Below are 21678 nucleotides of genomic sequence, written 5' to 3' on the forward strand. Positions count from 1 at the left end.
TATTTCCACCCGCTTTTTTTATTTATTAACCCTTTCCAAATTTCCGTTTTTATCCATTTGGAAACTAACTTTCGGATTCGCCTTTTCGTCTTCTAGCACACTGAGCTTTCTAGCCCGCTCCATAATTTGCATTAACGCACGATAATCTTCCTCTACCACTTTCAAGTTTTCTTTCAGCAGTCTATTTTCATCCTGTAAACGATCATTTTCCTGTTCAAGTAAAAGTGAGTGCTCAGAAATTCGTTCTTTTTCCTTACTATCAAGTTGGATTAATTCATCCATTTTCGTTAAATATAATATAACTTCCTGAAGGGTAATAGATTCATTTTCCCTTTCCTCGTTTGTCTTTTGTTCAATAGTCTTGAATTCTGCTACTACAGTTTCCATTTCAAATTCGGTTTCCTTTACAGCCTGTTCTTTCCTTTGCTTTTTGGCCAGCTCAATTCCTGATTTATATTGCTTTCTTACAAAAGAATTCCAACGAAATCCACAAGCGGCTGATGTTCTCGATACCTGCTTCCCTACTTCTTCAAATGCCCTTAACTGTGTACTGCCTTCTCGAATATGCCTTAATACCACTTCAACCAGCAACAAATCCTCATCCTGTGTCCATGCATCTTGTCTCGTAAGTGACATCTCTCTACCTCCCAGCAAGTTTTACTTCATAATATGCACATGCTAGGAAAGATAGAAGAAATATAGAGGGTGTAACATTTATTTTTTCTTGTTTAAAAATCGATCGACTGCAGCATGATGTGCATCAGTCGCCCATAGTTTAGCACATTCACGAATTTCCGCTTCCATTCTTCCTTTAATCCCGCTATCCTTCCATTTCTTGACCAATAATTTTTTATAAGCCATCAGTACTCCTGTCTCATGACGAAGTAAATCTTCTACAAATTCTTCCCATCCATTCGTATCTTCTTCGATTATCTTATCTACGAAACCAAATTCCCTGGCTTCTTCAGCTTTATGTATTTTTGCATCCAACAATAGTTTCAGCGCTTTTTGCTCTGGTATTTTCTCAAGTAAAAGCGAAGCACCGCCCCATCCTGTCGTAATCCCAAGTGTCCCCTGTACAAAACCAAGTTTCACTCCACTTTTTGCCAATCTAAAATCACAAGCAGTCGCTATTTCACACCCGCCACCGACAGCACTCCCATTAAGAAGTGCTAGTGTAGGTTTTGGAAAAACCGCTAGTGAATAAAGAATCTTACCCATTTTTGATAACATGGTAAAGGCCTCTTCCTCTGTGTAGAGGTCATGAAACTCGCTTAAATCCCCACCTGAACAGAACGCCTGAGAGCCTGCCCCTGTCAGGACCAGCATCTTTACTTCGTCGTCGCTTGCCGCTTTTGACAAAACCGCCTCAAGTTCGTCCATTAATTGATAATTCACAGCATTCCTTTTTTCCGGTCTATTAAATAAAATCTTCATGTAACCGTGTACATCCTTTTCAACAATTAGCACCTTATTCATGTAAACACCTTCTCCAATAAATTGTCTGTCAAGCTGCAAAAAATTCTAAATATTCTGCCAAAAATCTTAGTAAAAAAAGCACAGAGAAATATCTCTGTGCTTTGATTAGCGTGTTGCATCAAGAAAGCAAAGCTTTCAAGTAGGTCAAGAAATTATTTTGCGACAACTTCTTTTCCTTTGTATGTTCCACATTCTTTACAAACGTGATGTGAAAGAGTCATTCCACCACAGCTTGGGCATTCTACCATACCAGGTACTTGAAGCTTGAAGTGTGTACGACGTTTTCTTTTTACAGTTTTCGACGTTCTTCTAAAAGGTACAGCCATTATTCCCACCTCCTTAAAAAATATAAAAAAGCTGGAAAAATCGAATTAACGATTTTTCGTTCCAATCAAGATTCTTTATTGTTGTCAAAAAAGTCGGCAAGCTTTGCAAATCTCGGATCAACCTTATGTTTACTTTCTTCTTCAGAAATAACAGCCCAGTCTTTCCCAGATTGAGGAGCAGCTTCGTTCGAATCGACATCCTCACAAAAAACCTGCATCGGAATTTCTAGCAATAAATTTTCTTTAATTACCGGTATAAGGTCTACAACATCGCCTTCCACAACAGTGACATCATCTCCGTAGAAATCAGTGTCTTCTGCCTTTAAAAGAAAGGTTTCCTTTGTATCAATATCAATCGGATATTTCACGTCTACCAGTGTACGGGAGCATGGTAATGTTAATTCACCTGAAAGATGCAAGTGAAAAGTAATCTCGGTCGAGTTGATATCAGCTCTTCCTGCTACTCTAATCGGAGAAACATCGCGAATTTGCGGGTCTCTTTCCTTAATGTCTAAGACATCCACTAGTTCATCAAACCGTAAATCTTTGTCCCGAATTTTTTGAAGTTGACTAATCGTCCATTTCAAATGAAATCACCTCAAGGCAACAAAAATAATTATAGCTTTCAATTATAAGTTTGTCAATATTTTTTCTTTACACTATAATGTAGTCATCCTAACTGATTATCCAAGTTTATGATTCATTTTAAACAAAAAATCACGAAGAATCATTATAGTAATTTTACTTGAAATACTATTTTAGCACTAAGTTGAAAAAATACAAAGTTTTTCTCTGAGGTGAAGGAATGAAAGCTTGCGGTTTAGTAGTCGAATATAACCCTTTTCATAATGGACATGTTTTACATGCTAGAGAAAGTAGAGAAAATACAGGGGCAGATGTCGTGGTAGCGGTTATGAGCGGACCATTCTTACAGCGCGGTGAACCTGCTATTGTCAGTAAATGGGCAAGGGCAGAAATGGCTTTACGCGGCGGCATTGACCTTGTCATCGAGCTTCCCTATGCCTTTGCAACCCAGAAGGCGGAGATCTTTGCAAAAGGCTCGATTTCTCTTTTGGAATACCTTGGCTGCGACTCTTTTTGCTTTGGAAGCGAGGATGGCCGAATTGAACCATTCATAACGGCACATAAAATTCTTTCTGACAATTCTGTAGCATTCGATGCAGCCATTAAATCGGCCATGGATGCCGGTAACAGCTATCCGACAAGTGCCTCCCTGGCTTTTCAATCAATAATCCAAAATGATGATGTTCTGGATTTGACGAAGCCAAATAATATTCTTGGTAAAGAATATGTTAGTGTTGCCCTAAAAAACGGTTTTTCAATTCAACCCTATACGATTCAACGGGTTGCGGCCGGATACCATGAAACACAGTTATCTTCCGAGTCGATAGCAAGTGCAACAGGAATCCGGAAAGCCATCATGGAACAAAAACAGGAATTGGATCCTGTTGCTGGCTATATTCCACAATCAACAAGAATCGGCCTTGAGCATTATTTATCGACCTACCGTACCTTACATGACTGGGAAATGTATTGGCCTATGTTGAAATACCGGATTCTATCCTCTTCACTCATGGAGTTGGCAGAAATTTACGAAATCGAAGAAGGCATTGAGCACCGATTTAAGGAAATGGCAAAACAAGCTACAACCTTTTCAGACTTCATGGCCGCAATGAAGACAAAGCGCTATACCTGGACACGACTCCAGCGGATGTGCGTCCATATTTTCACACATACCTTAAAGGGAAAAATGATACACAATGATCTACCTTCATATATCAGACTCCTTGGCATGAATGCCCGGGGGCAGGAGTACCTTCGCACCGTCAAGAAAGGCTTGCCGGTTCCGCTCATCTCTAAACTATCAGCATATCAAAAGCATGGCATTGAAACGGACTTACGGGCGGCACAGGTATATGCATTGGGCTTACCTGACCCATATCAAGCTTCCTTAATGAAACGAGAATACGAATCACCAATTATTATCAAATAAAGAAAATACAGGTTGACCCAGGCCGCCAAGTCCCACCAGTTTATTTCGCAGTGAAATTCAGCAGTGTTTTTGACATCGAAATTTAACAAAAAAAAGCGCAAACAGATGAACTGCTTGCGCTTTTTTTATTCTTCTTTTTCCTTTAATTTCGTTAGATAATCTAACGCATCTTCAAAATTGTCAACCGGGACAATTTTCATTTTTGTTTCAATGTCCTTTGCTACAACCAATGCGTCTTCATAATTCGAACCAGCTGCTCCATTTTCATTTGGCGCAAAGAAAATTTCCGCTCCGGACTTATCGGCAGCGACAATTTTCTGCTGAATCCCTCCTATTGGGCCAACTGTTCCATCATCTGACATCGTTCCTGTCCCCGCAATATCGTAGCCTTTTGTGAGATCTCCCTCTGTTAATTGATTATAAATTTCCAAAGAAAACATCAATCCAGCTGAAGGACCACCTATTTGTTCAGAATCTATGGCGATGGCAGGTTTCGTTATGACCCTTCGATTATCATCGAGAGAAATGCCTATCCCAACCCTACTTGGATCATCTTTAAAAGACTGCAACGAGAGATGAGCTGTTTTCTCTGTCTCTTCCCTCTTATACACTAATTCAACTTCGTCTCCAGCCTTTTTCCCATTAATGTAATCCATGAATTCCTCTGCGGACTTAAATTTCACATTATCCACCTGAATGATTTGGTCGCCCGCCTTCAGTTCTTTAGCAGCTGGCATTCCTTTTAGCACGTCCAAAACATATACACCTAAGTATTCGTAATCCACTTCTTTCCCTGCTTTTTCATAAGCTATTTGGATTGCATTATTTTTAGAACCATCCATCAAATGCAACTGCCTAATATTATATTCTTCATCGGTTTCATCCTCGCTACGAATCGATGTCTCCGGATAAATTTCCTGATAATCACTCCACTTTGCCAGCATATAGGAATAAATATTAGCCTTGCCCATCCTTACCGTGGTCAGCATAAAGCTACCTTCCGCTTCATCACCACCGGAAACCTCAATAATTGGCTCTAATTCTTTAGCCATTCCTGGTTTTGACACATAATAAGGTAGGGAATAAAGAGCAGATGCTATCAGTAGTATAGCGGCCACCAGGAAAGTGCGTACATACATTTTACGGCTCATCTTCAAATGACTCCTTCCAAGTAACAATGCTTTGCTTAATTTGATCGATCTTTCCTCTTGCAGCTTCTTCTCCAATACTAATTATCTCCTGTATGTTTGTAAATGATTTCGAGCTGTATTTCTCAACCCTAGGACGGATCATGACGTCTGAGGCAAATTCCCTGCTTTTAACCAATTCCATTTGAAGGATATCGAGGCTTTGCATGATAACATCATAGATAGAGTTTATCTCCATATCTTGTTTAACATGAGCGACATCTACTCCTATTATGATATCCGCTCCCATATCCTTCACTACAGAAACAGGAACCCTGTCAACAACGCCTCCATCGACAAGGAGTCTATTTCCGATTTTTTCCGGAATGAAGATACCAGGAATTGAGATGCTTGCTCTGACAGCAGGGGCAATAGGACCTTCCTGAAAAATGACTTTTTCCCCAGACTTTATATCCGTAGCAACCACTGCTACAGGAATATCAAGTTCTTCAAATTTCTTTCCATATGTAAATACTCTAATTAAATCTTTTGTCCGTTTACCTGAAATGAAACCCATTTTAGGTATCGTAAAGTCTAAATAATATTTTCGTTTAAAAGCCCTCGACAGCTTATAGAGCCTCTCAATATCTGAACCTGCGCCATAAAAGGCAGCAACCATCGCCCCCATGCTGCTTCCAGCAATCATATCTATCGGAATGCCTTCTTGCTTCAACACCTTTATCACGCCAATATGGGCAAAGCCTCTTGCTCCTCCAGACCCAAGTGCAAGCCCAATCTTTGGTTTTGACAAAGAAATCCCCCCTCTCTGTAAGAAGTTCAAAATATTGAAATAACACTCATACAAAGTTATGGTCTTAAACAGATTTATAGAAGCATATTGTTTATATTGACAGTGAAACAAGCATGGTAGCACGAACAAAGACTCCCAATGTAATGAAATTGAAATATTACAGCCATTTCTAGTACCTAGTATCTTCATTTTATCATGTTTTTACAATCGATAACCCATACTGTGCATTACTTTTAGAGAAAAGGAAGTTCGTATTTTATATAGACGAAACGAACTGCCCTTATTTAGTATCCCTTCAAGAGGAGGCTGAACTTTGCTTAAATCAAAATCTAAAACAGTATTATTAGCTCTCACCGTCACGATAATGACAATTGGCTTAATCATTTTCCCCCAGGAATCTTTTGAAGCTTCCAAAGGTGGGCTGAATATGTGGTGGAAAATTGTTTTTCCTTCTCTCCTACCCTTCTTAATTTTCTCAGAGTTATTAATCAGTTTTGGTGTTGTCAGATTCATTGGAGTCATACTCGAGCCGTTCATGCGCCCTTTATTTCGGGTACCCGGAGTGGGCGGTTTTGTCTGGGCGATGGGACTTGCCTCTGGGTTTCCAGCCGGAGCCAAATTCACCGTAAGGCTTCGTCAAGAGAAACAGGTGACCCGCATTGAGGCTGAAAGACTTGTTTGCTTTACTAATTCATCAAATCCATTATTCCTGTTTGTTGCCGTTGCTGTAGGGTTCTTCCATAATCCTCAATTAGGTATCATCCTTGCACTCTCCCACTACCTAGGAAATTTTTGTGTAGGAATTTTAATGCGCTTTTACCGTTGGAAAGAGGAAAAGTCCCAGTCAAAAGGAATCACCAAACTACCTTCCATTAGACAAGCCTTTAGCCAGATGCATCGAACCCGGCTAAAAGAAAAGAGACCATTTGGAAGTTTGCTTGGAGATGCTGTTCTATCCTCCATCCAAACTCTTCTAATGATTGGTGGATTCATCATTCTTTTTTCGGTAGTCAATAAACTTTTATTTCATATGAATATTACCGGACTGCTAGCCTCGTGGGTCGGAGGAATATTACATATTATGAATTTCCCTGATTCTTTAAGCCTCCCGTTCATTTCAGGGTTGTTTGAAATGACTCTTGGCTCAAAATTAACCAGCTCAGTCGAAAATGCGAGCCTCCTTCAGCAGACTGTAATGACAAGTTTCATCCTAGCTTTCAATGGATTCAGCATTCAAGCGCAAGTAGCCAGTATTATAGCCGCAACAGACATTCGGTTCATGCCATTTTTTCTAGCTAGAATAGCACATGGTTTTCTTGCATCCATTTTCACTGTATTGCTTTGGGAGCCATTCTATAAAGGCAATAATTACAGCGGCAACCCATTTAATGCCTTCCCAGTCAGCGGATCGACAGGTGAACGTGCAAGCTCTCTTTATCAGAATATGCTTGATTTTGGCCCGTTGTTAACCCTCGCTTTTTTAACCCTTTACATCATGATATTCGCCAAACGACTATTCAAAGGACTTTCTTAAATAGAAAAAAGAGCATTGCCTAGGTCGGCAATGCTCTTTTTTCTATTCTTTTTGTTGCTCATACTTCTTAGTCAAGGCTTTTTGGACGACAGGAGGCACTAGTTCAGAAATATCACCGCCATATTTCGCAACCTCTTTCACGATACTTGAGCTCAAGAAAGAATATTGATTTTTTGTCATGATAAAGAACGATTCTATGTTATTGTTCAGGAAACGGTTCATTGAAGTTCCCTGCATTTCATATTCAAAGTCAGAAGTCGCCCGTAATCCTCGGATAATCGCATTCGCGGAAACGCTTTCAGCATAGTCGACCGTCAGTCCCTGATAGAAATCCACCTTAACATTTGGCATATGAGCCGTCGCTTCTGTAATTAACTCCAGCCTTTCTTCTACCGTAAACAATGAATTTTTTGCTGAATTGTTCACAATGACCACATATACCTCATCAAATACATTCGCTCCCCTCTGAATGATATCAAGATGACCAAATGTGATTGGATCAAAACTTCCCGGACAAATCGCTATTTTTGACATTCATAGTTCCCCCTGTTCGTTTACGTTCCCCCAATGATAAATCGTAACAGCAATGACACCATAAACTTCTTTTCTCTTAACAGTAAAGTCACCAACTTGCTCAGGCAATGTAACATCATGGCCATGCTCACAAACAATATACCCCGTATTGCTTAGCAATCGGTTTTTATGTATTTCTTCAAGTAAATCCACAAGCTTTTGTTTCTTATAAGGTGGATCAAGAAAGATTAATTGAAAGGTTATTTCCCTTTTCACCAAAGCTTTCAATGCACGTTCTGAATCATTTTTGTAAACCTCTGCACGTTCTGAAAACTTACATATCTCCAAATTTGCCTTAACCGTTTGATTTGCTTTAAAGTCTCGGTCTACAAATATGGCTTTATCCATTCCCCTGCTTAATGCTTCAATTCCTAGTCCACCGCTACCAGCAAACAAGTCAAGTACGAGCCCACCTTCGAAATAAGGACCAATCATATTAAAAATGGATTCTTTAACTTTATCCGTAGTCGGCCGGGTTCCTGTTCCCGGTACAGCCTTTAGTGGTCTTCCTTTACAAATTCCAGAAACGACCCTCATCATTCTCACCACATTTTATGACAAATTTCTGTTACTTTCCTATCCTAACATATTAGAAAAATCTAGCCAATAATAAAAGCCAACCTTCTTCCTAAGACAAACATCAAATTATATTTTCCTACACCCAATTACAACACCTATTCTTCATCCATTCTTTTTATAAATCTCTTACATTTTGAATATTTAAGTTGTATTTGGCAATAATGTGAATAACAACATTCCTTATTAGGTGTTGTTGCCAACCGCGGAGAAGGCTTACGTTTCCCCATAAGTTCTTCCTCCGGTTTCTCCTCTCCCTTTGCCTTCTAGTCCTAAGTTAGACATAGAAGGACCCTGCAGATTTTTGCAGGGCTTTTTTTTGATAAACCTCCATTACTCGTTGGGCTTTGTCATGATTAGACAATGAAATTGTCCTTCTCTTTTAAAGGAGATAATGATAAAGTAATGAATAATAAGTTAGTTAGGAGAGGTTTAATTGATTCAACGTTTTATTGAACTTGGACAAGGTTATTCTGATATATATGAGCTGCTTGAAGTAGGACGCAATCAAAAGCATCGTGTTGCAAGGCTTTTAGCTCTACACACTACGATAAATGATAAAAAGGTAACTTCATTAGTTGTTGTCATGCAACCTACAGATCCAGGGAAATTCCAGCCGCTTTATATTTGCCGTGAAGGAATTCCGAACCCTCATGTTACCGTAAACAAACGCTATGAGCTTTTTGAGAAATTAGCAGAGGAACTAGATAAATCCATTATTGAAATCGATGTAAAATCTTCAGTCCTCTTTGCAGAAATCGAGTTATACTATCAGCATTTGATTGGTATATTACGAATGAATAGATATCTACCTCCATTAGGTTGAAGAAAAATAGATGTCCTGAATTAAAAAAGCTGACTCCGCATGAGTCAGCTTTTTTTAAATTCCCATCTTATAATCATATTCTTTCGCTTTATCTGGTTTGGAGTTTTCAAATTCCACTTTCAAAAAAGGCTTATAAGATAGGTCAACTTTTTTTACAAACGAATAATTATTCAGCTTTTCTACCAGTGGTTCGACTTCATCCATGTTTGTATAAAGGACTACATATTTCAATTTTTTTGAAACATAATGGATATTCCCGAATTTCCTAAGCATTTTGGCTTGTTTTAATGTATGTAAATAGACGATAATTCCTTGTCTCGCTCCAAGCATATCAATAACTCCCTTTTATAAAGGTTTTAACTAAGTTTAGCATAGCAGAATCTGTACTTTCAACCAAGAAAAAAAGATTATAAACTAAATTCTCTTACTATTATGAATATAAATAATAAGAAAGGAGCCTAAAAAGAGATGGATTTAGACCAAATCTGGAATCAATTTATCGGACATCTAGTAGATAATGAAGAGATAAGCCAAGCCTCGCTAAAGAAAATTACGGGCATTCCATTTATATATATTCATTATTCTCAGAAGGTTAAGGAAAACGAAAAAAATAATCTCTTTCTCTTAATAAAAAAAGCAGCAAGCCGTTCAATGAGAGGCAAGCAACTCCATTGCGAAACCATTTTCGTCCGGCAGGAAAACCAATTATTTGTATTCCGCCACCGTTTTTATGTACCACAACAAAAGATGTTTTGCTGTGGGAATCTCTGTCCGGACTGCATTCTATTTAGAAGTTAACACTGCAATAAAAAAAAGCCTGGAAGGACCAGGCTTTTTCCTATTAAGCAGAGCATCCACAACTTCCACCAGTACCGCAACTTCCGGTTGAGCACCCACCTGAAGATACAAAAAATGGATTTCCCGCAGGGGTTTTAACCTGCTCAGAAACTGCCCGGCCAATTCGTCCGCTAATTTCGTCAAGAACGGATTGCAATTCCGTCTCTGCCCTCTTAAACTGGGCAACGGTAGAATGCATATCCATATCTCGTTTAGCTTCTCTAGTCTCTAAATTGATACGTTTGTAGTCCGGATGATATTTACCGAACCTTTGAACATCTTCAAACAGATCCTTTAAAGAGGTAAACTTTGAAATCTTCTGCTGTGCCTCTTTGTCGCTCTGTAATTTATATAAACTAAGGAGATATTCTTCTCCTATTTCAGAATGAAGGATTATTTCAGCTAATCCGTCAGCCTGTTGTAAAATGTCGATAATTTCCATAGTAGCAAGCATAAACAAGCTCACCTCCACCATCATTTTAACATTTCTTACTATCAGATGCTAATGGTTTGATTAAATAGAGGAAGTGATATGTACCTCAAACTCTTTTTGTAATCCTGTTTTTTTACCTGAACCATTTAAAATCTCCAGCTTAATCTTATGCATGCCATTTGGAACATCCTTTAAGATAAAAGCCGCTGTCCGCATATCTTTTTTCTTTTGATTATCAATAGATACCAACACAGTTGCCAATTGTTTAGGATTTGTTTCAGAAAAACCATAATCCTTTAGGTAGCATTCAACATATACAGAGTTCCCTTTCACAAAAGTTTTCACCTGAAAGTTCTCATCCAAATTTTGGACGGTTGATACAGTGGTGGCAGCTTTTAAGTTAGAAACATTTTGTAGAGCTGCTCCTAAATTTTCAGGTTCCGGTATTTTCTTTCCACAACCTGTCGCTGCCATCAACACTGTTAGAACCATAATGAATCTTCTCATATCATCGTCCCCCTTTTGCCTTTATTGTTCGCCAAAAGGAGTAATTTACTCTTTTTTTCTTCATTCTCCTGGAGTATTCATCGCTTGAAACATATGAAGCATCATAGAAGCAACCTGAACGCTTTCTGAAAATTTAGAAACCCGATGTGGTATCGACTTCTCAAAATAGTATTTCGCTTCCGTTTCGAATACGTCCACTTCATGTGGATTCCGCATTAACCTTTTGTACCATGCAGGTTGAACCCTCAAGTAATTACGCATATCTTCATTTGTTTGAATGAATTCATATACATTCTGGCGCATGAAAAGCCCTCCCCTCTTCACTACTTAATCTTTGTTAAATATAAATGGATTCGCTCTCTTCCCATTGTCCTTCGGGGGCGGATTGGAATCACCACCTGATTTATTCCCTTGGAAAGCCGATAGCACTCCCTGTATTGCCCCAATTGCCTGATTGGCATTTGTAATATATTGTTGTATCTGACCCATATCCATATTTTTAACTGCACTCATTAACGAACCTATCAACTCCGTACTTTGATCTCCCTTTTCTACCGGCTGTGATTGAGGTTCAGACTTCACTATAGATTCATTCACACTGCCGTCAGCCTGCCAGCGTGAATGATCTTCTCCGAGTAAGTACCATTCTTCAAAAAGTTCCTGCCATGTTGCTTGCTTGTTTCTCACTTCATTTACTAAATAAGGATGCTCCTTGACAAACTCCCGAAATCCATCGACGGAGGGGCGCTTTTTTTTTGCCATTACTCTCACCTCACACTAAGACATCGCCTATGTTCACCATATGCTAAAATGAAATAAAAAGTGCATGGCATTTCTATTCCGAATTTAATTACATTTCCTTATAGTATAATATTAGAAAATGAGGGGGTATTTTCATGATAGATTTCAGGGATTTAGTCGAAGACTTTCAAAAACTGGCAAAGTCAGCAGATGAAACAGAGTTAGCCGTTTTATCGGGAATAATCTCAGGAATACAAGTAAAAAGAGAACAAAAGAAGTATTCCTATATTTCAAGCCTATTGCAGTTAAATAAGGATGTAAGCCAACAGGATACCTCACTTACAATGACCATGCCTAACACACCACTTGTACATAATGAATTGAACATTACCCACGGCGGAATGATTGCTACCATGATAGATTCGTGTATGGGGAACCTTGCCAACTCAACAGTTCCAGAAGGGTACGCTACAGTAACGACAGATATACAAGTTCGGTATGTAAAACCCGCTATTGGTGATCATTTAACATGTAAGTGTGAGTTAATACATAGAGGCAATAAAACGATTATCGTCGAAGGAAAGGTATACCGCGATGATGGCGAACTTTGCGCGGTATCGACAGGCAACTTTTTCATCTTGAAAATATAATAATTAGAAAATAAAAACGGATCCCATAAGGGATCCATTTTTATTTTCTTATGAAATTCTGTGTATAATACTTTTTATAAACCCCTACACCCAAACCTGTAAAGTCCTCATTCAGCATCGCATCCCGATGGCCCTTACTATTTAGCCAGCCTTCCATGACTGCCGCTGCATCCACATAATCTTTAGCAATATTTTCACCTGCTGCACTGTATTTGACGTGACCTGCGTTCAGACGCTTTTCCAAATCCCCTTTTGTTTCAGGGACCTTTGTCCCTTCAGGAGTATCCCTCATTTCACGGCTATGAAGGTAAGCAACATCCGCTGCAGAATCATCCCATTCTAGAGGCTTCAAATCAAATCTGCTACGCATGATATTCGTAATATCGAATATTTGCTGTTCGTTGCCTTCCTCCACCTTTTCCCAGTCTTTCTCAGAAAGATCCTCCACCTTCACAAGCTTACCATGGTAGGTCAACTCATAAGGCTGTTGTTTTAAAAGGGTAGAATCATTCAAAAACCGAACACTTGAAACCGTTCCTGAGAATTTATCTAAATACAACTGTACATGAATATCCCCAAGTTCAATCAAAGGCCTCATGTTCATATCTTCCTCCGACAATTCAAAACGATAGGAACTATCCCCAACCTCAATATCAACAGTTGGTTCTACATACAAACTAGAATAGATGGCATCAATGGATTGTCCGATTTTAAATGGCGCAACATTAACCTTATCACCTATACCATATGCAGAAACCACTTTTTCATTTTCAATGGCTAATTGAAAATAATTACTATAGTCTTTTTTATAAACCCACCAATCATAGCCATAAGCGGACATATCAATTCGATCAGGTTCTCCGAATTCTTTTTCTATCTCTTTCGCATTTTTCCCAATTGTAACTGCCAAACCTTCTGTAGCTTCAGTCACCTCTTTTTCAGAAGAAGTACTTTTCTCATTTATATGTTCATTAGGGTTAACACCTTTGTTACCATCAATTAGGGGATTACCTTCATCTTCACCGCCGATATTAAGATAAATACCGATTACAAAAAAAATAATAATTAATACCGTTACCTTACCTAACCCGCGCAGAGGAACACTCCCTCTCTCTATCTAATTTATGTATACAATGCTCACATCTTTCTTTCCTGATTATATCATTGTTCAATCATAATTTTCTAATTTACAATGGAATGCCACTCCATTTAATTTATTTTTAAAAAGTGTAACTTTTGTGAATGATGAAAATACCATGTTTGAGTTCATTGCAACTTCCACCATTTCGTACTATTATAAAATATAGGATAAAATGGTATATTATAAACATACTGGAGAATTATTTAAATATTTTATGTACATAACATTTTCCTGGTATGTCATTTTAATTCTCAAATGTAAACATAGGAGGTACTACTCGTGAAATTTGAAAGCTTTGGAATCGAGAACATCACAGCCGACTTAAACCGACTAGATGACCTAATGCCGCAATATGGTTTAATACGTGCAGAACAATGGGATTACGAAAGAGTTAGTTACGATCGTAAATTTGAAATAAAAGAAGGCACGTTCTATCTGCGAATACTTGGCTTTGCTACAGAAGGCGATGTAGGCGCTCACAGAGCCGTCATCAAACTAATGGTTCCTCTATTAGGAAAACACTATTATCCACACGGCGTTGAATACGGCGAAGGAGAGGACTTCCCTGCTTCATTAGTGAAGCAAAGTGAAAAAATCCTTGCTCAGATCAAAGAAGAACTCACACAATTTAATGGCCTGTAAAAGCCTTTAGCAAAAAATACAGTAAAAAAAGAGGGTGTCTATAGATGCTCTCTCTTTTTTTAATACCTATAACAAAAGCCTGATGCTTTTTTGCACCAGGCTTTTTCTTTGTTTTAAAACCCTAGAATTGCCTTTATTAAAGATGTTGTTTCTCCACCGTGATAAATGACATAAAGCAGAATATAAACGGCTACTCCAGTGATTCCAGTGAAGAACCAAATAATACTTGTCGTAGGCCCAATTTTTTTATGGATAGCAAAATTGCCTTTAAACCCAGTGGTAAGCATAATAATTCCAAGAACAGCTCCTGTCGTAGCAAGCGTTATGTGGAAAATCAAAAAAATCGTATAGTAAATTTTAATGTCATCAGGTCCACCAAATGACGTACTGCCAATAAAGACTGTTCGTGAAAGGTAGATAGTGAAAAAGATTACCGCAAAAACTGCAGCTACCATCATTGTCTTCTTATGGGTCTCGATTTTGCGCTGTTTAATTTGATACCAGCCTATTGCAACAGTGATGGCACTTAATACAATGAAAGCTGTACTTATCGTTGGAAGGATTGGTAAAGACATAAGAATTGTAGTCCTCTCTATATTTATTAATCAACTACCATTTTATAAGAGGTAATCATAAAATACAATAAAATCAAGGATTTTTAACAGAATGCTCACTTTTATAGAAAAGCTAAGACTAATCACTAGCTTTTACGATTTATAAAAAAGGTGGCCTCTTATCCCTATTAAAGTCTTCGTTAGGCAGCACCGTAATGGCGATGACATCATAAAAAACTTGTCCGTTACTAGACAAGTCCTTTATGATACGACTATTCTACAGTCTGAAATTCTGAAGGAATCGGATCGATCCCATTTTGCTCTCCATTTTCCTTCTTGAACCATGCAAAGAAAATGACTCCTAAAACATATCCTAAAACGATTTCTTGAATAACCTTCATAAGTACCCCGCCAAGCTGCTGGTCTTCAAGTAACGGCAGCCCATTAAACATTTCTGGACCACTGAGTGATAAATTGGACAATGCTGAAGCAGGCACGCAAAGCTCCATCGCACTGGCCCATGATTCCGCATTCGTAAACGTATCATACATCGGATAATTAGCAAAAATGATTAATGCACAAGCTGGTGTCATTAAAATACCACTGCCAAAAATATAAGCTACTTTTTTAACACCTGATAGACTTTCTTGTTCTGGAAGTTGATTAACAAGAGGAAACCACATCAGAACTGCAGTTGTAAATAAGATCGCCGTGTAGCCAGCATGAAACCATATCCCCGTTTTAATAAAGTCAAAAACTAACGGGATATGGTACAACGAGAAAAGGACATTAAATAGTAAAAGAGCCACGAGGGGTTTCGTGAAATACTGAAATAACGGTTTCACTCCCCTTGAACCTATGAAAGATCTCCAGAACCAGTCTGGTATCGCAATGATAAATAATGGCGGAATCACCAAGTAAAGCAGAGCCATTTGAAACATATGGGCACTGAACATGATATGACTCAATAAATCCAGCGGGGAACCCTTTACCATATAAAGAAGGAACATTGCTATTAAGAAATAAGTTACCTGCTTTACGGAAAGCGATGAACTACCCGGAAACTTCCCTCTGTATTTTGTCGCCAACCAAAAATATCCAACCGTTATAAGTACGAGGGCGGCAAAATAGTATGGACTCCACAAAGCACGAAAGCCGAAAATATCAATAGACAAAAAATCACCTCGTCATAAACTTTTTCTTACTTTCATTATACCTAAAATAAAAATTAGTAACAAATATAGATAAACTTGGATTATTTTCCTAACAAATGAATGAGACATAAGAAAACCGGCTATTAATCAATAGCCGATTTTCTTTATGGTTTATAACCAAACAATCGTTGTGAAAACAAGGACAGTTATTAAGCCGACTGCAAGGCCAGAGAATAAAAACAATGCAATAGTACCATGCCCTTTGTGCTTCATATGCATAAAATAATACAATTGGAAAACCACTTGTACGGCTGCCAGTAGCAAAATGACTGGTTTAATGAACCAATGTGAAAATCCTTCAATTCCAACTGCAGCAAAAGCAATTAATGTAAAGAAAATCATAAGTGTAAATGATATCACTTGATGTTTCATCTCTTCAGCATTTTTCTTACGGCGATATTTTAAATCGACATTCGGGTTCGCTGAATTTGATTGTTCATTCGCCATCAGTTATCCCACCATTCCCATTAAGTATACGACTGTAAAGATAAACACCCAGACTACGTCAATGAAATGCCAATATAGACTCGCAACATAAAATTTAGGCGCATTATATAAATTCAAGCCCCTTCTTGCATTACGAACCATCAGCGAAATAATCCACATCAAACCGAAAGCAACGTGTCCTCCGTGAAAGCCGACTAACGTATAGAAAGCGGAGCCGAACGCACTACTCGTAAAAGTATGATGATATTCATGAACATAGTGATTAAATTCATAAATCTCAAGACCTAGGAAAGCAAAACCAAGTGCAACCGTAATCACAAGCCAAGCCTGCATTTGTTTAAAGTGATTATTTTTCATATGATACATTGCATACACACTAGTTAATGAACTAGTCAATAACAGCATAGTCGCAACAAAAGTAAGTGGTAATTCGAATAAATCTTTTGCTAGGGCTGCATCACCATTTGGAACTTTATCCTTTAAAGCAAGGTAAGTTGCAAATAGTGAGGCGAATAATACCGTCTCTCCACCAAGAAACAACCAGAATCCCAAATACTTATTTTTACCTTCTAAAGTCGCTTTCTCGGGAGAAGCAGGCCAAGTAGCATCCGTGAATCTTTCATCTGCTTGCATTATGCCTTACCTCCCTTATCTTTATCGTCCATAAGGTCTTCTTTATGAATATGGTATCCATGATCGTCTTTAACGGAACGGATTAACATTGAACCAAATGTAATCAAAAGTCCAACAATGATTATAGGTAGGGTCCATGTCTTATCATCCATATTATATAAAGCACCGAATGCGGCTACAAATAAACCGAAAGCAATCGTTAAAGGAAGAATAGATGAATTTGGCATATGGATATCCCCAAGTGGTTCTGCAGGAGTCATTTCCGTTTTTCCTTCCATTTTTTCAACCCAGTAAGGATCTAAACCACGCACAAGCGGAAGTTGTTTGAAGTTATAAAATGGCGGTGGTGATGGAATAGCCCATTCAAGCGTACGACCATCTCCCCATGGATCATTGCCTACTTTTTCATTTTTCACAGATGTAATGATTATATTGATGACCATTACCAAGACACCAAATGCCATTAAGAAGGCTCCAACGGTACTAATCATATTACCTGTATTGAGACCTTGATTGTCCAAGAATGTAAATACGCGACGAGGCATCCCCATTAGCCCTAAGAAATGTTGAATAAAGAATGTTAGATGGAAACCAATTAAGAACGTCCAAAATGTGATCTGCCCCAATTTTTCATTTAACATAGTTCCAAACATCTTCGGCCAATAGAAATTGATTCCAGCCAATAAACCTAATACAACCCCACCGACAATTACATAGTGGAAATGTGCAACAACGAAATAACTATCATGGTATTGATAATCAGCAGGTGCGGATGCGAGCATGATACCTGTTACGCCACCCATTGTAAATGTAGGAATAAAGGCAACTGCATAAAGCATTGGAACCGTGAACTTGACGCTTCCTCCCCACATCGTAAAAATCCAGTTGAATATCTTAATACCTGTTGGTACAGCGATAGCCATGGTAGCCACCGCAAAGATTGCATTTGCGATAGGACCTAAACCAGTGGTAAACATATGATGGGCCCAAACCATGAAACCTAAGAAACCGATTAAAACGGTTGCAAATACCATCGATGAATAACCAAATAATCTTTTTCGAGAGAATGTCGCAAAAATTTCAGAAAAAATACCAAACGCCGGAAGAATCAGAATATATACTTCTGGGTGACCGAATATCCAGAATAAATGCTCCCAAATAATCGTATTACCTCCAGCTGCTACATCAAAGAAATTTGAGCCAAACATCCGATCAAACATCATTAACACTAATCCTACAGTAAGTGGAGGAAAAGCAAATAATATTAATGCAGAAACAACAAACGTTGACCATGTAAACAGCGGCATACGCATGTAGGTCATACCTGGCGTACGCATATTTATAATGGTTACAAGGAAGTTGATCCCTGCAATTAATGTTCCCAGTCCGGATATCTGTAATCCTAGGACGTAAAAATCAATACCATGGCCTTCAGAGTGCAGAGAAAGTGATGCATACGATGTCCAGCCTGCATCAGGTGCTCCTCCTAGAAACCATGAAAGATTTAAGAATATACCTCCAAAGAAAAATAACCAAAAACCTAATGAGTTTAAAAATGGGAACGCAACATCACGAGCCCCTATTTGTAATGGCACAACTGCATTCATTACAGCGAATACTAATGGCATGGCTGCCAGGAATATCATCGTCGTGCCGTGCATGGTCAAAATTTCATTATAAAATCCGGCACTTACAAAGTCATTATTTGGGATTGCAAGCTGGATACGAATAAACATCGCTTCCAAACCGCCGATCACAAAGAACAATCCGCCAGAAATAAGATATAAGATGGCGATTTTCTTATGGTCTACCGTTGTCAGATAATCCCAAATCGTAGCGCCAAATCCTTTTTTATTAGCGTACGTACTCACGATTTAACCTCCTTAATCAATGTTCTATTTTCCTTCCACCTTCAGCTGTAAAAGATAAGCTGCTAGTGCATTAATTTGTGAATCTGAAAGTTCACCGTAAGTACCGGTCATCGTGTTACCCGGTTTATACTTCTCAGGATCCTTGATCCAATTTTTCACATTTTGTTCAGTATGATCCAAAACTCCAGCTACTTTCTCACGTTCACCAAATGTAGCCAGATTCGGAGCTTGACGGGCAGCCTCAGGTCTACTGTCATTAGGCGTAACCGCATGACAACCGATACAGCTTTGGTTAAAGACGTCTTCACCCTGTTTTGCTAAATCACCAGTAACAGTGGGTTCTTTTGCAGACTTCATATCCTTAGTCCATGCTTCAAAGTCGGATTTAGATTTTGTTACCACCTTAAAATCCATCAAAGCATGGGAAGGTCCGCAAAGCTCAGCACATTTCCCGTAAAATAAATTGTTCGAATCTTCTGCCTTTTTACTATCGAATTCTAAGAAAAACTGATTAACTCCATCTGTATTTGTATCCATCTTTCCTCCGGCAGCCGGTACCCAGAATGAATGCTTAACATCTGAGGCAGTTAAATTGAAATACACTTTTTGGTCAGTTGGTACGACCAAATCCTGACTTGTAACAACACCAAGGTCTGGATATTCAAACTCCCACCAATAAAGGTTCGCCCTAACATTTACCACAAGTGCGTCCTTCGTCTTTCCATCCTTATCTTTCTTATCCATTGCTTTTGTGTCAGCTAAGTCAAAAGTTGTGACGACAGTTGGAACAGCCAGAACAATTAAAAGAAGGATAGGAATAACAGTCCAGATAATTTCAAGTTTATGACTTCCTTCAATTTGTTTCGGTATTGTTTCGTCGCCTTCCTTTCGGCGGAAGCGCAGTAACACTACAACGAACAAAATAACCACAACAATAATAACCAGTACCATGATTAACGTACTCAATATCAGTAAATCATACTGAGATTGCGCAACATTGCCAGCTGGCTTCAGCGCGGATAGGAATGGTTCGCCGCAGCCCGAAAGGACAAGTCCTACAATACCCAGCAAAGCAATTAGGCGCCATTTGTGCAGCCTTTTTTTCATAGCTTCAGAAACCCCTCTTTCGTCAAAATTTTCTCACAAAAATAAAAATGGGCGCAATTGCGAATATTCTCTCTATGTCAATTTCTAAAAAAAGAAAGAATCCCTAATCTAAGGAATTATTAAAATGGCTCATGTAACCGCTCTTATGAAGTACTCTCTTGATGCGTTCTCAGTTTATATGTATGGTTGGCGGTTAGTGGACAATTATTGATAAGTAAGCTGCAGCCTGTCAAAGAACAGGCTGCAATATACATTATTTAACTAATACTAAATGAGTGTGACAATAACCATCGCTACAAATAAAATGGTCATATAGTTTAAAGAATATACAAACATGGATGTTGCCCATTTAACATCATCTTTCTTTCTATACCCTTTTATTCCTAAAATAAGCCAACCTGTGCTCAATAGAGCGACCAGAACAACTAACGGAGTACCTAAAGGTGTTAAAAAGAAAGGAATAAACATTAATACAATAATCCATAACATAATCGATCTTTTTGCGGCCTTGAACCCTTTTACAACTGGAAGCATTGGCACTCCCGCTGCACGGTATTCTTCGACACGTCTCATTGCAAGCGCATAAAAATGAGGAGGCTGCCACAAAAACATAATAGCGAACAAAACCCACGCCATAGTATCAAGACCAGGATCAACGGCAGCCCAGCCAATAAGTGGAGGAACGGCACCGGAAATGCTGCCTATAATTGTATTTGAGACAAATCTCCGCTTAAAAAGCATAGTATATAAGACAACATAGGCAAATACGCCAAATGCACCGATTATGGCAGTTGTCATATTAGTCAAAGCCAGTAAAATTAGTCCAGCAGCAATCAAGCCAAAGCTTAACACCAATACCTTTGAAGGCTGTACTTTTCCAGTTACTGTTGGCCGATTTTTCGTTCTTTCCATTAAATGATCGATATCACGATCATAGTAATTATTAAAACTGCAAGATCCAGCCATAATGAGCGCCGAGCCTGCAAGCGTATAAAACACTACATCAAGATTACTTAAAAAGCTAAGCCCTGAAAAATGAAGGGCTAACCATACTCCGGTAAAAGCTGTAATTATATTTGAATTGACAATCCCCACTTTAATAAGTGAGAGAAAATCCTTCCAAACTGTTGTTTCCGGTATATCCGATTGAAGGGCGGCTTTACTGTCCTTCATGACAGCTTCTGACATACCCCTTGTTTCTGACATTTGTTTTCCTCCTTTAAATCATTCACCAAAGACGCAAATGTAAAAAAAGTTACTTACGATACTATAGAACATTATTTCATACTTTTCGATATTTGTAACCAAAGAAGCGTAAACAAAAAGTAAACTATTTACCAATGACCGTTGTCAATGGAATCCTTCTAGAGCTTTTATTCTTTATATCATGCTTAATAACAGTAAAATTTAGTAAAATCATTTCTTCAATATATTAAAACACATTTTTGGAAGCTTTTGTGAAATTTTTTTGGATAATTTTTGACCAATTTGTGTCGCATGAATTTTACTGTGTTTGCTGGTGTTTCATGTCATTTATTAATAACATATATAGTCAGTTATTATCATCATCCCCCTAGGCTATATCTCTATTTTGCTCCTACTTAAAGATTTACACTCCCTTTATTTCTATCAAAG

The 21678-nt window shown here is 38.4% G+C and carries 27 protein-coding genes; 6 read left to right on the top strand and 21 right to left on the bottom strand.

Going from position 1 to position 21678, the window contains the following annotated elements:
• Positions 1–18 precede the first annotated feature (18 nt).
• From JFU24_RS08195 to JFU24_RS08210, 4 genes are all read right to left on the bottom strand, one after another.
• Positions 19–636 carry an RsfA family transcriptional regulator gene (locus JFU24_RS08195; protein WP_201181553.1) on the bottom strand — a complete coding sequence of 206 codons (618 nt, stop codon included), beginning with the start codon at positions 634–636 and terminating at the stop codon, positions 19–21.
• A gap of 78 nt (positions 637–714) precedes the next feature.
• Positions 715–1479 (bottom strand): enoyl-CoA hydratase/isomerase family protein, encoded by a 765-nt coding sequence (locus JFU24_RS08200; RefSeq protein ID WP_201249833.1) that lies wholly within the window; start codon positions 1477–1479, stop codon positions 715–717.
• A 152-nt stretch (positions 1480–1631) separates the two neighbouring features.
• Positions 1632–1805: a 50S ribosomal protein L32 gene (gene rpmF / locus JFU24_RS08205; protein ID WP_034313929.1), complete on the bottom strand. Its 174-nt coding sequence runs from the start codon at positions 1803–1805 to the stop codon at positions 1632–1634.
• A gap of 65 nt (positions 1806–1870) precedes the next feature.
• Complete coding sequence (locus tag JFU24_RS08210) at positions 1871–2392, bottom strand: YceD family protein (protein WP_201181555.1); 522 nt, start codon at positions 2390–2392, stop codon at positions 1871–1873.
• A 218-nt stretch (positions 2393–2610) separates the two neighbouring features.
• On the opposite strand from JFU24_RS08210, the gene JFU24_RS08215 reads away from it, so the two are divergent.
• Complete coding sequence (locus tag JFU24_RS08215; RefSeq protein WP_201181556.1) at positions 2611–3819, top strand: nucleotidyltransferase; 1209 nt, start codon at positions 2611–2613, stop codon at positions 3817–3819.
• A gap of 125 nt (positions 3820–3944) precedes the next feature.
• On the opposite strand, the gene JFU24_RS08220 is transcribed toward JFU24_RS08215, so the two are convergent.
• Together JFU24_RS08220 and JFU24_RS08225 are read right to left on the bottom strand one after the other, a co-directional pair.
• Entirely contained in the window at positions 3945–4970 is a 1026-nt protein-coding gene (locus JFU24_RS08220; protein ID WP_056526530.1) for a SepM family pheromone-processing serine protease, read from the bottom strand.
• Positions 4960–5757: a patatin-like phospholipase family protein gene (locus tag JFU24_RS08225; RefSeq protein WP_201249834.1), complete on the bottom strand. Its 798-nt coding sequence runs from the start codon at positions 5755–5757 to the stop codon at positions 4960–4962. The genes JFU24_RS08220 and JFU24_RS08225 overlap by 11 nt, the downstream gene beginning before the upstream one ends.
• A gap of 313 nt (positions 5758–6070) precedes the next feature.
• On the opposite strand from JFU24_RS08225, the gene ylbJ reads away from it, so the two are divergent.
• Positions 6071–7291, top strand: a complete 1221-nt coding sequence (ylbJ, locus tag JFU24_RS08230; RefSeq protein WP_201221494.1) for a sporulation integral membrane protein YlbJ — start codon at positions 6071–6073, stop codon at positions 7289–7291.
• Positions 7292–7333: 42 nt separating this feature from the next.
• On the opposite strand, the gene coaD is transcribed toward ylbJ, so the two are convergent.
• Both coaD and rsmD read right to left on the bottom strand, forming a co-directional pair.
• The gene (gene coaD / locus JFU24_RS08235) at positions 7334–7825 is read right to left on the bottom strand and encodes a pantetheine-phosphate adenylyltransferase (protein WP_053345217.1); all 492 of its coding nucleotides are present in this window, start codon (positions 7823–7825) and stop codon (positions 7334–7336) included.
• Complete coding sequence (gene rsmD / locus JFU24_RS08240; protein WP_201181559.1) at positions 7826–8401, bottom strand: 16S rRNA (guanine(966)-N(2))-methyltransferase RsmD; 576 nt, start codon at positions 8399–8401, stop codon at positions 7826–7828.
• 475 nt (positions 8402–8876) lie between these two features.
• Here rsmD and JFU24_RS08245 point away from each other — a divergent pair, with 475 nt between their 5' ends.
• The gene (locus JFU24_RS08245) at positions 8877–9266 is read left to right on the top strand and encodes a DUF7147 family protein (RefSeq protein WP_201181561.1); all 390 of its coding nucleotides are present in this window, start codon (positions 8877–8879) and stop codon (positions 9264–9266) included.
• 54 nt (positions 9267–9320) lie between these two features.
• Here JFU24_RS08245 and JFU24_RS08250 read toward each other — a convergent pair whose 3' ends face one another.
• Positions 9321–9596, bottom strand: a complete 276-nt coding sequence (locus JFU24_RS08250; protein ID WP_048684554.1) for a YlbG family protein — start codon at positions 9594–9596, stop codon at positions 9321–9323.
• Positions 9597–9734: 138 nt separating this feature from the next.
• On the opposite strand from JFU24_RS08250, the gene JFU24_RS08255 reads away from it, so the two are divergent.
• Entirely contained in the window at positions 9735–10064 is a 330-nt protein-coding gene (locus JFU24_RS08255; protein ID WP_201249835.1) for a hypothetical protein, read from the top strand.
• A 43-nt stretch (positions 10065–10107) separates the two neighbouring features.
• Here JFU24_RS08255 and JFU24_RS08260 read toward each other — a convergent pair whose 3' ends face one another.
• Genes JFU24_RS08260 through JFU24_RS08275 form a run of 4 tightly spaced genes read right to left on the bottom strand, consistent with a single transcriptional unit; the run spans position 10108 to position 11805 of the window.
• A complete protein-coding gene (locus tag JFU24_RS08260) occupies positions 10108–10557 on the bottom strand; it encodes a YlbF family regulator (protein ID WP_201181569.1) in 450 nt (149 codons plus the stop codon).
• A 60-nt stretch (positions 10558–10617) separates the two neighbouring features.
• Positions 10618–11043: a hypothetical protein gene (locus JFU24_RS08265; RefSeq protein ID WP_201249836.1), complete on the bottom strand. Its 426-nt coding sequence runs from the start codon at positions 11041–11043 to the stop codon at positions 10618–10620.
• Between the two features lie 60 nt (positions 11044–11103).
• Positions 11104–11346: a YlbE-like family protein gene (locus JFU24_RS08270; protein WP_053345212.1), complete on the bottom strand. Its 243-nt coding sequence runs from the start codon at positions 11344–11346 to the stop codon at positions 11104–11106.
• Between the two features lie 24 nt (positions 11347–11370).
• Positions 11371–11805: a YlbD family protein gene (locus tag JFU24_RS08275; protein ID WP_201221496.1), complete on the bottom strand. Its 435-nt coding sequence runs from the start codon at positions 11803–11805 to the stop codon at positions 11371–11373.
• Between the two features lie 134 nt (positions 11806–11939).
• On the opposite strand from JFU24_RS08275, the gene JFU24_RS08280 reads away from it, so the two are divergent.
• Positions 11940–12434 carry a PaaI family thioesterase gene (locus JFU24_RS08280; RefSeq protein ID WP_201221498.1) on the top strand — a complete coding sequence of 165 codons (495 nt, stop codon included), beginning with the start codon at positions 11940–11942 and terminating at the stop codon, positions 12432–12434.
• 40 nt (positions 12435–12474) lie between these two features.
• Here JFU24_RS08280 and JFU24_RS08285 read toward each other — a convergent pair whose 3' ends face one another.
• Positions 12475–13344 (bottom strand): CAP domain-containing protein, encoded by an 870-nt coding sequence (locus JFU24_RS08285; RefSeq protein WP_242485304.1) that lies wholly within the window; start codon positions 13342–13344, stop codon positions 12475–12477.
• A gap of 510 nt (positions 13345–13854) precedes the next feature.
• Between JFU24_RS08285 and JFU24_RS08290 the strand changes: the two genes are divergently transcribed.
• Entirely contained in the window at positions 13855–14217 is a 363-nt protein-coding gene (locus JFU24_RS08290) for a YugN family protein (protein ID WP_053345208.1), read from the top strand.
• 113 nt (positions 14218–14330) lie between these two features.
• Here JFU24_RS08290 and JFU24_RS08295 read toward each other — a convergent pair whose 3' ends face one another.
• The 7 genes from JFU24_RS08295 to cyoE all read right to left on the bottom strand — a co-directional run bounded on the left by JFU24_RS08295 (position 14331) and on the right by cyoE (position 21249).
• Positions 14331–14792, bottom strand: a complete 462-nt coding sequence (locus JFU24_RS08295; protein ID WP_053345207.1) for a DUF420 domain-containing protein — start codon at positions 14790–14792, stop codon at positions 14331–14333.
• Positions 14793–15043: 251 nt separating this feature from the next.
• Positions 15044–15946, bottom strand: a complete 903-nt coding sequence (gene ctaG, locus JFU24_RS08300) for a cytochrome c oxidase assembly factor CtaG (protein ID WP_201181577.1) — start codon at positions 15944–15946, stop codon at positions 15044–15046.
• Positions 15947–16096: 150 nt separating this feature from the next.
• Complete coding sequence (gene ctaF, locus JFU24_RS08305; protein ID WP_053345205.1) at positions 16097–16432, bottom strand: cytochrome c oxidase subunit IVB; 336 nt, start codon at positions 16430–16432, stop codon at positions 16097–16099.
• Positions 16433–16435: 3 nt separating this feature from the next.
• Positions 16436–17065, bottom strand: a complete 630-nt coding sequence (locus JFU24_RS08310) for a cytochrome (ubi)quinol oxidase subunit III (RefSeq protein ID WP_098175429.1) — start codon at positions 17063–17065, stop codon at positions 16436–16438.
• Positions 17065–18936 (bottom strand): cytochrome c oxidase subunit I, encoded by a 1872-nt coding sequence (ctaD, locus tag JFU24_RS08315; RefSeq protein ID WP_053345203.1) that lies wholly within the window; start codon positions 18934–18936, stop codon positions 17065–17067. Before ctaD ends, JFU24_RS08310 begins: the two co-directional genes overlap by 1 nt.
• 24 nt (positions 18937–18960) lie before the next feature.
• Positions 18961–20043, bottom strand: coding sequence for a cytochrome c oxidase subunit II (gene coxB, locus JFU24_RS08320; RefSeq protein WP_053345202.1), 1083 nt, complete (start codon positions 20041–20043; stop codon positions 18961–18963).
• A gap of 267 nt (positions 20044–20310) precedes the next feature.
• Entirely contained in the window at positions 20311–21249 is a 939-nt protein-coding gene (gene cyoE / locus JFU24_RS08325) for a heme o synthase (protein WP_201249837.1), read from the bottom strand.
• Between the last annotated feature and the right edge of the window lie 429 nt (positions 21250–21678).

The organism is Peribacillus sp. TH27 (assembly GCF_016650915.1).
Taxonomy (GTDB): domain Bacteria; phylum Bacillota; class Bacilli; order Bacillales; family DSM-1321; genus Peribacillus; species Peribacillus butanolivorans.

Coding starts and splice junctions, on each gene's coding strand:
- JFU24_RS08195 (WP_201181553.1), bottom strand. CDS start 636: ATGTCACTTACGAGACAAGATGCATGGACACAGGATGAGGATTTGTTG.
- JFU24_RS08200 (WP_201249833.1), bottom strand. CDS start 1,479: ATGAATAAGGTGCTAATTGTTGAAAAGGATGTACACGGTTACATGAAG.
- rpmF (WP_034313929.1), bottom strand. CDS start 1,805: ATGGCTGTACCTTTTAGAAGAACGTCGAAAACTGTAAAAAGAAAACGT.
- JFU24_RS08215 (WP_201181556.1), top strand. CDS start 2,611: ATGAAAGCTTGCGGTTTAGTAGTCGAATATAACCCTTTTCATAATGGA.
- JFU24_RS08220 (WP_056526530.1), bottom strand. CDS start 4,970: ATGAGCCGTAAAATGTATGTACGCACTTTCCTGGTGGCCGCTATACTA.
- coaD (WP_053345217.1), bottom strand. CDS start 7,825: ATGTCAAAAATAGCGATTTGTCCGGGAAGTTTTGATCCAATCACATTT.
- rsmD (WP_201181559.1), bottom strand. CDS start 8,401: ATGAGGGTCGTTTCTGGAATTTGTAAAGGAAGACCACTAAAGGCTGTA.
- JFU24_RS08250 (WP_048684554.1), bottom strand. CDS start 9,596: ATGCTTGGAGCGAGACAAGGAATTATCGTCTATTTACATACATTAAAA.
- JFU24_RS08255 (WP_201249835.1), top strand. CDS start 9,735: ATGGATTTAGACCAAATCTGGAATCAATTTATCGGACATCTAGTAGAT.
- JFU24_RS08260 (WP_201181569.1), bottom strand. CDS start 10,557: ATGCTTGCTACTATGGAAATTATCGACATTTTACAACAGGCTGACGGA.
- JFU24_RS08265 (WP_201249836.1), bottom strand. CDS start 11,043: ATGAGAAGATTCATTATGGTTCTAACAGTGTTGATGGCAGCGACAGGT.
- JFU24_RS08270 (WP_053345212.1), bottom strand. CDS start 11,346: ATGCGCCAGAATGTATATGAATTCATTCAAACAAATGAAGATATGCGT.
- JFU24_RS08275 (WP_201221496.1), bottom strand. CDS start 11,805: ATGGCAAAAAAAAAGCGCCCCTCCGTCGATGGATTTCGGGAGTTTGTC.
- JFU24_RS08280 (WP_201221498.1), top strand. CDS start 11,940: ATGATAGATTTCAGGGATTTAGTCGAAGACTTTCAAAAACTGGCAAAG.
- JFU24_RS08295 (WP_053345207.1), bottom strand. CDS start 14,792: ATGTCTTTACCAATCCTTCCAACGATAAGTACAGCTTTCATTGTATTA.
- ctaF (WP_053345205.1), bottom strand. CDS start 16,432: ATGGCGAATGAACAATCAAATTCAGCGAACCCGAATGTCGATTTAAAA.
- JFU24_RS08310 (WP_098175429.1), bottom strand. CDS start 17,065: ATGCAAGCAGATGAAAGATTCACGGATGCTACTTGGCCTGCTTCTCCC.
- coxB (WP_053345202.1), bottom strand. CDS start 20,043: ATGAAAAAAAGGCTGCACAAATGGCGCCTAATTGCTTTGCTGGGTATT.
- cyoE (WP_201249837.1), bottom strand. CDS start 21,249: ATGTCAGAAACAAGGGGTATGTCAGAAGCTGTCATGAAGGACAGTAAA.